We start from the raw sequence: 12,672 nt of genomic DNA, 5'->3' as shown, positions 1-12,672 counted from the left end.
CTGCAGGCTCGGCTGTTYCGGCAGGACGGCGTTGTCGATGCGGTGCCGGAAGCTGGCAAAGTGCGCGTGGTGAAGCAACCGGACTTCAAGGATGCCATCAAGTTTGATGGCAAAGCCATCAAACTTCAGCCGGTCTCTGCGCGCTTCGAAGATGGGTTCATGGTGCTATTCGGTGCCGTGGCAAGCAAGAGCCATTCCAGCGAAGTGGAACTGGAGCGACCCAAGGCGGCAGCGGGTGATGAGATCTCGGTCGAAGTCCACGATCTGGTGCGCAAATTTGGCGATTTCACTGCGGTTGATCACGTGAGCTTTCAGGTGAAGCGCGGCGAGATTTATGGACTGCTCGGTCCGAATGGCGCCGGGAAAAGCACGACGTTTCGCATGTTGTGCGGGCTGATGCCGGCAACCAGCGGCACGCTGCGCGTTGCCGGTGCGGATCTACGCACCTCACGGGCCGAAGCGCGGCACAAACTTGGCTACGTGGCACAGAAGTTTTCGCTCTACGGCGATCTGTCCGTGGATGAAAATCTCGATTTCTTCGCCAGCGCGTATGGTTTGCGCGGGCAGAAGAAACGCGACCGCGTTGCCTGGTCGAAAGAGCAGTTCGAGCTGGGTGATCTGGCAACGCTGCCGAGCGGACAATTGCCCGGCGGTTTCAAGCAGCGTCTTGCCATGGCAGCGGCGCTTCTGCACGAGCCGGACATTCTGTTTCTGGACGAGGCGACCAGCGGCGCCGATCCGCTGGCACGGCGCGAGTTTTGGGGACGCATTACCGCACTTTCCGAGCAGGGCGTGACGGTGATCGTCACCACACATTTCATGGAAGAGGCGGAATATTGTGACCGCATCATCATTCTCGATGCGGGGCGTAACCTTGCCGAGGGAACACCTGCCGAAATCCGTGCCCATGCCAAGCCGAAGAACGGCGAAGAACCGAACATGGAAGACGCGTTCATCGCTATAGTCGAGGAGTCCCGGCGGGACAAGAAGGAGGCCGCGTGATGACCGCGCCCTGGTCCCAACACGGCCGCCTGCGCCGTATCCTCGCGCTGGTGCGCAAGGAGAGCTGGCAGGTGGTGCGCGACCCGAGCAGCGTTGCCGTCGGCATCGTCATGCCAATGGTACTGTTGATCCTGTTCGGTTACGGCTTGTCGTTCGACCTCAAAAACCTCCCCGTAGCGCTGGTCATGGAGGAATCATCAGCAGAGGCGAGCGCGGCGGTTTCCGGATTCGAACTGTCGGATTATTTCCAGACACATCCGGTCAAGACCATGGCGGAGGCTGAGCGGCTGCTTGCGGACAAGACCGTCAGCGGTATCGTGCGCATACCACCGCAATTCGCCCGCGATGTGCAGAACGGCACGGCGGAAATTCAGGTCGTCGTCAATGGCAGTGACGCCAATACAGCCCGCATCGCGCTCGGTTATGCGCAAGGCGCGGTTGGAACTTGGCTGGCACGCGAGGCAGCGCAAGGAATGGTCTTGAATTCCGGTGCATCGATCGATCTGCAGACACGGCTTTGGTTCAATGAGGCCAATGACAGCACCTATTTCCTGGTGCCGGGGCTGATTGTTCTTGTCATGACGCTGATCGGCGCGCTGCTGACGGCACTGGTGATGGCGCGGGAATGGGAACGCGGCACATTCGAAGCGCTGTTCGTCACCCCTGCCCGGCCCGGCGAAATCCTGCTCGGCAAGACTGTCCCCTATTTCATCCTCGGCATGCTGGGACTGGCACTTTCAGTCATCGGCAGTCAGGTGCTCTTTGGCGTGCCCCTGCGCGGATCACTGTGGATATTGATCATCGTATCGATGCTCTATCTGCTGGTGGCGCTCGGTATCGGGCTTTTGATCTCCTCGCTCACCAAGAACCAGTTCATCGCCAGCCAGATCACGTTGATCGTCACCTTTCTGCCGGCGATGATGCTGTCGGGCTTCATGTTCGACATCAGAAGCATGCCTCTGATGATCCAGGGCATCACCTATATCTTCCCGGCGCGCTATTTCGTCAGTGTGCTGCAGACATTGTTCCTTGCGGGCGACATCTGGGCCGTCATCCTGCCCAACGCGGCGGTGCTTGCGGTCATGGCAACCATTCTGATGACTGCGTCTCTTTTCGCCACGCGCAAGAAACTCGGATGAGACGGCCATGAAAGAATCCTTCTTCCGGATAATCGCGCTGATCCGCAAGGAATTGCTGGCGATGTTCAAGGACCCGAAAAGCCGTATCGTGCTGGTGCTGCCGCCTATCCTGCAATGTCTGATCTTTGGCTATGCGGCGAGTTACGATCTCAACAATGTGCCCTATGCGGTTCTCGATCACGATCACAGCGCGGCATCCATAGAGCTGGTTTCGAAACTGGACGGCTCGGGCATTTTCAGCCGCGTTGCGACGTTGCAGCGGACATCCGACATCGATAAATTCATCAATGACGCCCGGGTTTTGCTCGTGGTGGTCATCGACCAGGATTTCGAGAGGCGGCTGATGGCCGGGATGCCAGCCAAATTGCAGATCATCGCCGATGGCCGCAATTCAAACACGGCCGGCACCGCGCAGAGCTATGTGAACACGATCGCAACGGACTTCACCGCGCAATGGCGCGAGGAGAACGGCCAAGACACGAATAACGGTATCAAGGTAACAACGCGCGCCTGGTACAATCCGAGCCTTGAGACGCGGTGGTACATGATCCCGTCACTGATCGGCACGATCACCATGATGATGACGCTGATGCTGACCGCCATGTCGGTCGCGCGCGAACGTGAGGCAGGCACTTTCGACCAGCTGCTGGTCACGCCATTCAGACCGTCCGAGATCATGGTCGGAAAGGCCCTGCCCTCGATGCTGGTCGGTCTCTCGCAGGCAACGACCATATTGCTCGTCGCCCAGCTATGGTTCCAGATTCCCTTCGTGGGTTCTTATTTCATCCTCTACCTGGGCCTGGTGCTGTTCCTCGCTGCGGCAGTGGGTATTGGCCTTTTCATATCTTCGCTCGCAGGCAACATGCAGCAGGCAATGATTTACTCGTTCGTGCTGCTGATGCCATTCATGCTGTTGTCGGGCCTGACGGCGCCAATCGGCAATATGCCGGAGATCCTGCAGTATCTGACAATGATCAATCCGCTGCGCTATGCGATCAGCATTACACACCAGGTCTATCTGGAGGGCGCAGGACTAAGGCAATTGCTGCCGGAAATGCTGGCATTGGTGGCCATCGCCGCGGTTACCCTGCCATTTTCGGCCTGGCTTTTCCGCAACAGACTGACCTGATGCATCAGGCTGAATTTGAAGGGTAGTTAGTTCGAGCCCGGGAAAGACTTCATTGCAATGTCGATCAGCCGGTAAAGCTCTTCCCGGCCAGCCCCGCTCGATGCCTGGACAGCAGTGCCTTGGGCGATGGTCAAGAGATAGCGGGCAAGATCGTCCGCATTGCAGTCGGCGGGCAGATCACCTTCACGCATGGCGCGTTCGAAACGCCGCGCCAGCGCCTTCTGCCCTATCTGGCGACGCTCGATGATGGTTTTTTGGATTGCTTCCGCGGCTTCACTGCAGCCCATCGCGGCATTGATACCAAGGCATCCACCAGGATTGCACTCTTCAGTCTGGGCATTGGCAAAACCATGCAATATATCCAGCGCAACAATCCGCGCGGTCGGCTGCTCCAGTGCCTTCCAGAAGAAGGCCATGTAGTTCTGCTCGTAGCGCTGCAGCGCCATGCGGAAGAGTTCTTCCTTGTTGCCGAAGGTTCCGTAAAGACTGGGCTTGGTGATACCCATTCCGTCGGTCAGGTCAGTGATGGACGTGCCTTCATAGCCTTTTCGCCAGAATAGCTCCAAAGCTGTCTGCAAGGCATCGTCCGCATCAAATTCCCTGGGCCGTCCCATGGACAACACTCCCTAAAAGAATTATACCGCTCGGTATAAAATTCCATTGACAGCTGTTACATCGCCGCCTTATATCAACCGTTCTATACCGATCGGTATAGAACGTCAATGCTCAATTCGATGATCGAATTCAGATTCGCCACCCTCCCAATGGCGGAAACTTTCAAAGCAGGATGACCACGATGTCAATCAGCACTTTAAGAAAAAGCCTCTATGCCAGCGCTCTGGTTCTGACACTTGCCACTGTCGGCGGCTCGCATTTTCTGGACATGCAGCAGAGTCACGCGGAAGGCGAAAAAGGCCAGGCCGCGCCGCCCGCGCCAGCCACGCCTGTATCGGTTGCGGTGGTACAGCCAAAGCTTGTAACGCAGTGGAGCGAATTCTCTGGCCGGCTAGAGGCAGTTGATGCTGTTGAAGTACGCTCACGAGTCTCCGGCGCCATCCAGTCGGTTGCCTTCAAAGAAGGCGCGATCGTCAAGCAGGGCGACCTTCTAGTCAAGATCGACCCGGCGCCATACGAGGCAGAAGTTGCGCGCGCAAAGGCGCAGGTGGCCTCTGCCGAATCGAAGCTCGCTTATGCCAAAAGCGAACTTCAGCGCGGCAAACAGCTCGTGACATCGCGCTTTGCGTCCCAGAGCGACTATGATCAACGTCTGAACGTTCAGACCAGCGCCGAGGCGGACCTCGAAGCGGCCAAGGCCGTGCTACAGACCGCCATGCTCAACCTCGACTGGACCGACATTCGCGCACCGATCAGCGGCCGGGTCGGACGTATCGAGATCACCGCCGGCAATCTCATCGCCGAGGGACCGAGCGCGCCATTACTGACGTCGCTGGTTTCGATCAGCCCGATTTACGCGAGTTTCGAGGCCGATGAGAACGTCGTCGCCAATGCGCTTGCCGATCTTCCCGAGGGTTTAAACAGCCGTGACTTCGTCAACCGCATCCCGGTTCAGATGGATGTGCACGGCCAGGACGGAATCACCGGCAAGCTACAGCTGATCAACAACAGCGTCGATGCGACAAGCGGTACCGTCAAGGTTCGCGCGGTGTTCGATAACGCCAATGGCAAGCTGATGCCCGGCCAGTTCGCCAAGGTCCGCATGGGTCAGGCCAACGAGCGTAACGAATTGCTGGTTGACGAAAAAGCTGTCGGAACCGACCAGAACAAGAAGTTCGTCATGGTCGTCAATTCGAAGAACGTCGTCGAGTATCGCGAAATCTCGCTTGGCGCCAAGGCCGATGGCCTGCGGATCGTCACGGCTGGATTGCAGGCGGATGACAAGATCGTCGTCAATGGCCTGCAGCGCATTCGCCCTGGCTCGCTCGTTGCACCCGAGATGGTAGCAATGGGCAGCAAGGCTCCAGACCAGCAGGCGCTGGCGGACCAGGCCAAGGTCAAACAATAACTATCCAGAGCCCCGCATCGGGCAGGTGGAATTGATATGAATATCTCCAATTTCTTTATCGACCGCCCGATCTTTGCGGGCGTTCTTTCTTTCATCATCTTCCTCGGCGGTTTGATTTCGCTGACGACGATGCCCGTCTCGGAATATCCGGATGTCGTGCCCCCATCCATCGTGGTGCGGGCGCAATATCCGGGTGCAAATCCGAAGGTCATTGCCGAAACAGTCGCAACGCCGATGGAAGAGCAGATCAACGGCGTTGAAGGCATGCTCTACATGGGCAGTCAAGCGACGGCAGACGGCCAGATGACGCTGACTGTGACCTTTGCGCTCGGGACAGATCCGGACAAGGCACAACAGCTGGTGCAAAACCGCGTTTCGCAGGCGGAACCGCGCTTGCCGGAAGAAGTGCGCAGCCTCGGGATCACCACGGTCAAGAGTTCGCCTGACCTGATGCTAGTGGTCAACCTCATCTCGCCCAATGATCGCTACGACATCACGTACCTGCGCAACTACGCCCTGATCAACATCAAGGATCGCCTCGCCCGCATCAACGGCGTCGGCGATGTGCAGTTGTTCGGGTCTGGCGACTATTCGATGCGTATCTGGCTCGATCCGCAGAAGACCGCGGAACTCGGCCTCTCGGCAACCGATGTTCTTAACGAGATCCGTGCGCAGAATGTGCAGGCTGCTGCCGGTACCATCGGTGCGTCGCCCAACTCGAACAGTGTCGATCTGCAGTTGACGGTGAACGCGCAAGGTCGGTTGCAATCCGAAGAAGAATTCGGCCAGATCATCGTCAAGACTGCCGCCAATGGCGCGATCACACATTTGAGTGACATTGCCCGCATCGAACTTGGCGCAGCCGACTATTCGCTACGCTCGCTGCTCGACAACAAGAGCGCCGTCGCTATCCCAATCTTCCAGGCACCGGGCTCCAATGCGATCCAGATCGCCGACGAAGTTCGTGCCGCGATGAACGAGATGAAGCTGACCATGCCGGAAGGCGTGGACTACGAGATCGTCTACGATACGACGCAGTTCGTCCGCGCCTCGATCGAGGCCGTCATCCATACGCTGCTTGAGGCGGTGCTGCTCGTCGTTCTGGTTGTTATCCTGTTCCTGCAGACGTGGCGTGCATCGATCATTCCGCTGATCGCGGTGCCGATATCGATCGTCGGTACGTTTGCGGTGATGCATCTGTTCGGTTTCTCGATCAACGCGCTCAGCCTGTTCGGTCTTGTTCTCGCCATCGGTATCGTCGTCGATGACGCCATCGTGGTGGTCGAGAACGTCGAGCGAAACATCGAGAACGGTCTGGCCCCGCGGCAAGCGACGGTGCAGGCGATGCGCGAAGTCTCGGGACCGATCATCGCGATTGCGCTGGTTCTGGTCGCGGTGTTCGTGCCCCTCGCCTTCATCAGCGGCCTTACGGGTCAGTTCTATCGGCAGTTCGCGTTGACGATCGCCATCTCGACGGTCATCTCGGCGTTTAACTCCCTCACGCTGTCGCCTGCACTCGCCGCTCTTCTGTTGAAGGGACACGACGCACCAAAAGACCGTTTGACGCGCTTCATGGACCTGACGCTAGGCTGGCTTTTCCGTGGCTTCAATGCCGTGTTCACGCGTGGAGCCAACGGTTACAGCAAGGGTGTGCGCGGCGTAATCTCGCGGAAGACGGTCATGATGGGGATTTATCTCGTCTTGATCGGCGCGACGGCCTTCATGTTCAAGAGTGTGCCGGGCGGTTTCGTTCCGCCGCAGGACAAGCAGTACCTGGTCGGTTTCACGCAGCTGCCGGATGGTGCGACGCTTGACCGGACGGAAGCGGTCGTCCGCCGCATCGGGGACATGGCGYTGAAGATTCCCGGTGTGCAAAGCACGATTGCCTTTCCTGGCCTGTCCATCGCCGGTTTCACCAATAGTTCGAATGCCGGCGTTGTCTTCGTTTCGCTGAAACCTTTCGAAGAGCGCAAGACGCCCGACCTGAGTGCCGGTGCGATCGCCATGGCGCTCAATCAGCAGATCGCCGGCATCCAGGAATCGTTCAGCGCCGTCTTCCCGCCGCCTCCCGTCCAGGGTCTCGGCTCGATCGGCGGGTTCAAGCTGCAGATCGAGGATCGCAATGGTCTTGGTTATCAGGCTCTCGACGACGCAACCAAGGCGTTCCTCGCCAAGGCGGCCACCGCGCCGGAGCTGACGGGCCTGTTCACCAGCTATCAGATCAATGTTCCGCAGCTCTATGCCGATGTTGACCGTGCCAAGGCACGCCAACTCAATGTATCGCTGCCGGAAATCTTCAACACGCTGCAGATTTATCTTGGCTCGGTCTATGTCAACGACTTCAACAAGTTCGGCCGCACCTATTCCGTCCGCATGCAGGCGGAGTCGAATTTCCGGGCGAAGTCTGAGGATATCGGCGATCTGAAGGTACGATCGGGTTCGGGTGAGATGATCCCGCTGTCGGCCCTGGTCAACGTCTCATCCAGTGCGGGACCGGATCGCGCCATGCGCTATAACGGCTTCCTTGCCGCCGACGTGAATGGCAATGCGGCTCCCGGCTACTCATCGGGCCAGGCGCGAGCTGCGGTAGAAAAGATCGCCGCCGACACATTGCCGCCCGGGATCAGCTTCGAATGGACAGAACTGACCTATCAGGAGATCATTGCGGGCAACTCGGCCTACCTTATCTTCCCGCTGTCGATCCTCCTGGTGTTCCTCGTCCTCTCGGCGCAATATGAAAGCCTCTCACTGCCGCTGTCGATCATCATGATCGTGCCGCTCGGATTGCTTGCCGCCCTCACMGGCGTCTGGCTGACGGCGGGAGACAACAATGTCTTCACACAGATCGGGCTGATCGTGCTTGTCGGACTATCTGCCAAAARCGCCATCCTGATCGTCGAGTTTGCGCGCGAACTGGAGTTTGCCGGGTCGACGCCATTCAAGGCTGTGGTCGAGGCCAGCCGCCTGCGGCTCAGACCGATCCTGATGACGTCACTCGCCTTCATCATGGGCGTGGTACCTCTCGTCACATCGACAGGAGCCGGTGCGGAAATGCGCAGTGCCATGGGTGTCGCGGTGTTTGCCGGGATGATCGGCGTGACGTTGTTCGGCCTGTTCATGACGCCAGTGTTCTACGTCCTCATACGTGCGATGACAGGCAATCGACAGCTGAAGAGCCACCATGCCAGCACCTTCGAAGGTGATTCTGGCCACAATTCGGGCGCGATTGCTCCTGCCGCAACGCCAGCCGAGTAACAATAATCTCCGGCGGTGCAGAGCTTGCACAGGTTCTGCACCGCTGGAGCTAAACCACTGAAACCGAAGATTTTCTCTTGCGTTAAGCAGCAGCATTTCGTTGCCGAAGAAAGCCTATCACGGCACAGTTGAACAAGGATGAGAACTTTTTGGGTGACAAAAGGTTTCAAACTGTTACAGTTGCGTGACCAAGCCGAAATTCGGCACTGACGATCATGATCCTTCGGCACTTTCAAAGGATCGTCCAATCGGGAGCAGTCCTTATGAGCTTTGCCGCAGCAAATGATAACCGGAAGATCAGTGACGGGTTTATACCCTTCGTCACTTTCGTTATATGCACTCAGGTAGCAGCCACCATTCTGCTCGCTTTGCCAAATTGGTATTGAGGCCCCAACCCGCCCCTGCGGGTTTTTCAATCCTGCCGATCCTGGCAGGAGCAATAATTATTCTCATGATTGCCGGTGTTTTTTTCGCGACTTGAGGCTGGCTTTGTAAGCCTCCCTGCCAATCCTATCATCCAACCAAAGTCTGGCCATTAAAGCCGCCAAGCAATTGCGACAGTGTGGTCGGGGCCTTATTGACATGATGCAACTGCAAGCTCCAATATTTGAAACCTGTTCAGTAATATTCCCGGTGTTGATCGGGAATTAGCGGTCCGGCAGAGGAATCGATGAGATCATTGGCAGGATTAGCAGTTTTGCTCACACTCTTCATCGCCGGCTGCGTCTCCATGACGCCGGAAGAGCGGCGGGCGCTCGATAACCAGACCTGTTCATCCTATGGGTTCCGGCGTGGGACCGATGCATTCGCAAATTGCCTGCTCAATCTCGATCTCGACAGGCGCGCGGCGAGCCGGGCGGAATTCGAACAGATGCAATTCAACACGCCGCTGATCATCTATGACAATCGCTATCGCTATTACCGGCACCGGCGATGGTAAACACTCGCCCGCCGAAGCGCGGGCAAGTGTCATCGAACAGTATATTTACCTGACCCAGACGACGCGCCGTGTCTTGCGTTCTATGAGTGCGGGACGATTCTGCACGTATACGTATGAGTAGCGCGGTTGATCCGGCACGGCCACCAGTGGCACGTCGTCAGGAATGACGGTCCCCGTCATTATGTCGCCGTCGATGACCACCGGATCGGTGGGATTGGTCTCAATGTAGGAGACAACGTCGTCCGGCACCACATCTTCATCGGGTGCTGCCCCAGCATTATTCGACAGATAGACGACCTCACGGTTCTCCATGGAGACGATCACGGGGCGGCCATCGACATAGATGTAGCCATAGCCCGGGCTCTCCGGAATTGGCCGCACCACGATTGTTTCGGGTACGACGTAACCCTGAGATAAGTCACCCTCTATAACTACCTGATCGGCCGGATGCGCGATGACATAATCCCGGGCAGACTGCGGCACTTCAACGACAACGCTATCCTGAGCGATCGCCAGAGCGGAGGTGGCGAAAAACGCCGCTGCAGTCACTATAAAAACCTTTTTCATTATCTTGCCTCTCAATTGAACCTGTTTTGTCCCCGTGGGAGGAAACCCCGCGACAATGGTTTGGTTCCGCTGAAAGACGATATGTGATCGCGACCTCGAACTGTGAGTTCGACGCAAAAGAGCGAAATTTTGCTTTTCGCCGGCACAAAAACTGATATCGCTGTGGACATGGAACCGCACCTGATCCCCCTGATCGACTCCCTGCCCTCGACTGTACCGTTCGTCGGACCAGAAGCGCTGGAACGCAAGCGCAACCGGCCTTTCAAAGCGCGACTTGGCGCCAATGAAAGCGGCTTTGGCCCAGCGCCTTCAGTCATTGCCGCCATACAAAGCCATGCCGGGGAGGCGTGGAAATACGCCGATCCAGAAAATTTCGACTTGAAGCATGCGCTTGCAGCGCACCTCGGCGTTGTACCGGCCAATATCGTCGTTGGCGAAGGCGTCGATACGTTGCTCGGACTCGCCGTGCGCCAATACGTGCGCGAGGGCACGCCGGTCGTCACTTCGCTCGGTGCCTATCCGACATTCAATTTTCATGTGGCCGGCTTTGGCGGACGGCTGGTGACAGTACCGTACAGGGATGATCGCGAGGACCTCCAGGCGTTGCTTGCCGCGGTAAAGCGCGAAGAGGCACCGCTTGTCTACTTCTCCAACCCTGACAATCCAATGGGGACGTGGTGGGAGGCGGCGGAGATCGAACGCTTTATCGATGCGCTGCCCAAAAATACGATGCTGATCCTCGACGAAGCTTATGGCGAAACGGCACCGGCGGACGCTCTGCCGCGGATTGGCGTTTCGCGGCCGAATGTCCTGCGCATGCGCACCTTTTCCAAGGCATATGGGCTCGCCGGAATGCGCTGCGGCTATGCTGTCGGCGCAGAAAAGCAGATCCTGGCGTTCGACAAAATCCGCAACCATTTCGGCATGAACAAACTGACACAGATAGCCGCCCTCGCAGCGCTAAAGGATCAAGATTATCTCAAGGCGGTGATTGCACGGATTGTCGCTGGACGTGAGCGGATCGTGCAGATTGCTGCGAAGAACGACCTTGCGGCGATTCCCTCTGCTACCAATTTCGTCACTATCGACTGTGGGCGCGATGGGTCTTATGCCCTCGCCGTTCTCAACGCCCTGATCGACCGCGACGTCTTCGTGCGCAAACCAATGGCGCCAGGTCTCGACCGCTGCATCCGTGTCAGCGTCGGCCTTGACGAAGAACTTGATTATTTCGAACAACAGCTTCCGCAGGCCTTGGCCGCTGTAAAGTAGCCGGTGAGCCCGGACCAACCTTAAAGACGGAGAATAGCTTGGATATCAATCGGGTTTTTGCCGGTCTCGGTGGACTGTTCGGGGCTGCAGGTATCGCGGCCTATGCCGCAGCGGCTCACAGCGCGGAAGGTCATATGGCCACAATTGCGCCGATCCTGTTTATCCACGCCCCCGCATTTTTAGCGCTGTCCATATTAGCAAAAATCAGTCGGCCAGCCTATTTCGGCGCGTTGCTGCTGGTGGTTGGGCTGTTGTTCTTCATCGGCGATCTGGTATCCCGGGACGCAATTGGCGACAGGCTTTTTCCCTTCGCCGCCCCGCTTGGCGGATCATTGCTCATTCTGGGCTGGTTGATCGTCGCTGGGACAGCGTTTAGCCGACTGGACTTCGAGCGTTCGGAATGACTGGCGCTACCAGCCGAAAACAGCGTCGATGACCCTTGGCCATTTGTTGATAATGGCAATGACACCGACAGCGATAGCAAGAAGACTGGCAAGCTTGGCAGTTGTCGGCAGGCTATCTACCCGACCCTTGAGCTCCCCAAAAGCTGCCGCAGATGGAAGAGTATGTACATGACCACTAAGCTGTCCGAGCGACCGACTTAGCGCGGCGAAAGATTCAACCGTAGGAAGCGTTCCGACCTTGCCCCTCATATAGGCGACACCCTCTTTCAAGCCCGAAATGTCTCCCTTCAAACCTGCAACATCTCCCTTCAAGCCCGAAACGTCTCCCTTCAGACCTGATACGTCCCCCTTCAGGCCTGAAACGTCCCCCTTCAGGATTGAAACATCTTCCTTCAAGCCTGCAATGCCATTGAGGATAACATCCAGTTTGCCATCCATCTTCTCAAAAGATTTTTCCAGAAATGCGACGCGATGTTCCATAGCGTCAAATGTGCCACCGCCGTCACCAGATTTCAATCTATCCAGCCGTGGGAGTTTTTGAGCCATCGGTACGAAATTCCTAGCCTTCACCCTTCAGCTTGGCATTGCACAACTTGTAGTAGCCGCCACCTTTTTCGATCCAGCGCGTGCCGCCAAGCGTACCGCCTTTCTTGTTCGCGTGGTATTGCTCAAGGCATGTGTGCATGCGGGCCTTGGCAGGTTTCTCTGCGGCAAATTTTTCGGCTATCGACGACGGAAACGTCGTCTTTCCGGATGGGGATCTGGCTACGACTTCGGCTTTTTTTGGCGTTGTCTCGGGCTTATCTTCAGTCGTCTTTGCTTTGGCGTCCGTCGATGCGGAGTTGGCTGACTCGTCAGCCGCCTCAGCGGGCGTGCATTGAGCTTTACGGAATTCGCTCCACGAAATGCCTTCTGCTTCGCCGGTACTCTGTGCCGCCTTGTAC

At 57.3% G+C, this 12,672-nt stretch carries 12 protein-coding genes; 8 read left to right on the top strand and 4 right to left on the bottom strand.

Going from position 1 to position 12,672, the window contains the following annotated elements; all coding sequences use genetic code 11:
• From ACXJ5O_RS08720 to ACXJ5O_RS08710, 3 genes are all read left to right on the top strand, one after another.
• On the top strand, positions 1-1,002 hold a 1,002-nt coding region (locus ACXJ5O_RS08720), incomplete at its 5' end, for an ABC transporter ATP-binding protein (RefSeq protein ID WP_457299543.1).
• A complete protein-coding gene (locus ACXJ5O_RS08715; protein ID WP_457299542.1) occupies positions 1,002-2,141 on the top strand; it encodes an ABC transporter permease in 1,140 nt (379 codons plus the stop codon). The genes ACXJ5O_RS08720 and ACXJ5O_RS08715, both read left to right, overlap by 1 nt.
• 7 nt (positions 2,142-2,148) lie before the next feature.
• Positions 2,149-3,270: an ABC transporter permease gene (locus tag ACXJ5O_RS08710; RefSeq protein WP_457299541.1), complete on the top strand. Its 1,122-nt coding sequence runs from the start codon at positions 2,149-2,151 to the stop codon at positions 3,268-3,270.
• Positions 3,271-3,296: 26 nt separating this feature from the next.
• Here the strand turns inward: ACXJ5O_RS08710 and ACXJ5O_RS08705 are convergent, their stop codons facing one another.
• On the bottom strand, positions 3,297-3,884 hold the full coding sequence (locus ACXJ5O_RS08705) for a TetR/AcrR family transcriptional regulator (protein ID WP_112527637.1): 588 nt from the start codon (positions 3,882-3,884) through the stop codon (positions 3,297-3,299).
• 182 nt (positions 3,885-4,066) lie between these two features.
• On the opposite strand from ACXJ5O_RS08705, the gene ACXJ5O_RS08700 reads away from it, so the two are divergent.
• The 3 genes from ACXJ5O_RS08700 to ACXJ5O_RS08690 all read left to right on the top strand — a co-directional run bounded on the left by ACXJ5O_RS08700 (position 4,067) and on the right by ACXJ5O_RS08690 (position 9,488).
• Positions 4,067-5,293: an efflux RND transporter periplasmic adaptor subunit gene (locus ACXJ5O_RS08700; RefSeq protein WP_457299540.1), complete on the top strand. Its 1,227-nt coding sequence runs from the start codon at positions 4,067-4,069 to the stop codon at positions 5,291-5,293.
• A 36-nt stretch (positions 5,294-5,329) separates the two neighbouring features.
• Positions 5,330-8,548: an efflux RND transporter permease subunit gene (locus ACXJ5O_RS08695; protein WP_457299539.1), complete on the top strand. Its 3,219-nt coding sequence runs from the start codon at positions 5,330-5,332 to the stop codon at positions 8,546-8,548.
• 670 nt (positions 8,549-9,218) lie between these two features.
• A complete protein-coding gene (locus tag ACXJ5O_RS08690) occupies positions 9,219-9,488 on the top strand; it encodes a hypothetical protein (protein WP_457299538.1) in 270 nt (89 codons plus the stop codon).
• A gap of 45 nt (positions 9,489-9,533) precedes the next feature.
• Here ACXJ5O_RS08690 and ACXJ5O_RS08685 read toward each other — a convergent pair whose 3' ends face one another.
• A complete protein-coding gene (locus tag ACXJ5O_RS08685) occupies positions 9,534-10,055 on the bottom strand; it encodes a DUF1236 domain-containing protein (protein ID WP_457299537.1) in 522 nt (173 codons plus the stop codon).
• A gap of 168 nt (positions 10,056-10,223) precedes the next feature.
• On the opposite strand from ACXJ5O_RS08685, the gene ACXJ5O_RS08680 reads away from it, so the two are divergent.
• Positions 10,224-11,324, top strand: coding sequence for a pyridoxal phosphate-dependent aminotransferase (locus tag ACXJ5O_RS08680; protein ID WP_457299544.1), 1,101 nt, complete (start codon positions 10,224-10,226; stop codon positions 11,322-11,324).
• Between the two features lie 38 nt (positions 11,325-11,362).
• Positions 11,363-11,728 (top strand): DUF423 domain-containing protein, encoded by a 366-nt coding sequence (locus ACXJ5O_RS08675; RefSeq protein ID WP_457299536.1) that lies wholly within the window; start codon positions 11,363-11,365, stop codon positions 11,726-11,728.
• Positions 11,729-11,734: 6 nt separating this feature from the next.
• Here ACXJ5O_RS08675 and ACXJ5O_RS08670 read toward each other — a convergent pair whose 3' ends face one another.
• Both ACXJ5O_RS08670 and ACXJ5O_RS08665 read right to left on the bottom strand, forming a co-directional pair.
• On the bottom strand, positions 11,735-12,274 hold the full coding sequence (locus ACXJ5O_RS08670; protein WP_457299535.1) for a hypothetical protein: 540 nt from the start codon (positions 12,272-12,274) through the stop codon (positions 11,735-11,737).
• Between the two features lie 13 nt (positions 12,275-12,287).
• Positions 12,288-12,672: hypothetical protein (locus ACXJ5O_RS08665; protein WP_457299534.1), on the bottom strand; the 385-nt coding region annotated here is incomplete at its 5' end.

The sequence above is a fragment of the Phyllobacterium sp. P5_D12 genome (assembly GCF_054049495.1).
Note: the sequence above shows the minus strand (reverse complement) of the source record. Positions and strands in the feature narration are given on the sequence as shown.

Bases quoted from the DNA above. Each gene is read 5' to 3' on its own strand.
- ACXJ5O_RS08715 (WP_457299542.1), top strand. From the start codon at position 1,002: ATGACCGCGCCCTGGTCCCAACACGGCCGCCTGCGCCGTATCCTCGCG.
- ACXJ5O_RS08710 (WP_457299541.1), top strand. From the start codon at position 2,149: ATGAAAGAATCCTTCTTCCGGATAATCGCGCTGATCCGCAAGGAATTG.
- ACXJ5O_RS08705 (WP_112527637.1), bottom strand. From the start codon at position 3,884: ATGGGACGGCCCAGGGAATTTGATGCGGACGATGCCTTGCAGACAGCT.
- ACXJ5O_RS08700 (WP_457299540.1), top strand. From the start codon at position 4,067: ATGTCAATCAGCACTTTAAGAAAAAGCCTCTATGCCAGCGCTCTGGTT.
- ACXJ5O_RS08690 (WP_457299538.1), top strand. From the start codon at position 9,219: ATGAGATCATTGGCAGGATTAGCAGTTTTGCTCACACTCTTCATCGCC.
- ACXJ5O_RS08685 (WP_457299537.1), bottom strand. From the start codon at position 10,055: ATGAAAAAGGTTTTTATAGTGACTGCAGCGGCGTTTTTCGCCACCTCC.
- ACXJ5O_RS08680 (WP_457299544.1), top strand. From the start codon at position 10,224: ATGGAACCGCACCTGATCCCCCTGATCGACTCCCTGCCCTCGACTGTA.
- ACXJ5O_RS08670 (WP_457299535.1), bottom strand. From the start codon at position 12,274: ATGGCTCAAAAACTCCCACGGCTGGATAGATTGAAATCTGGTGACGGC.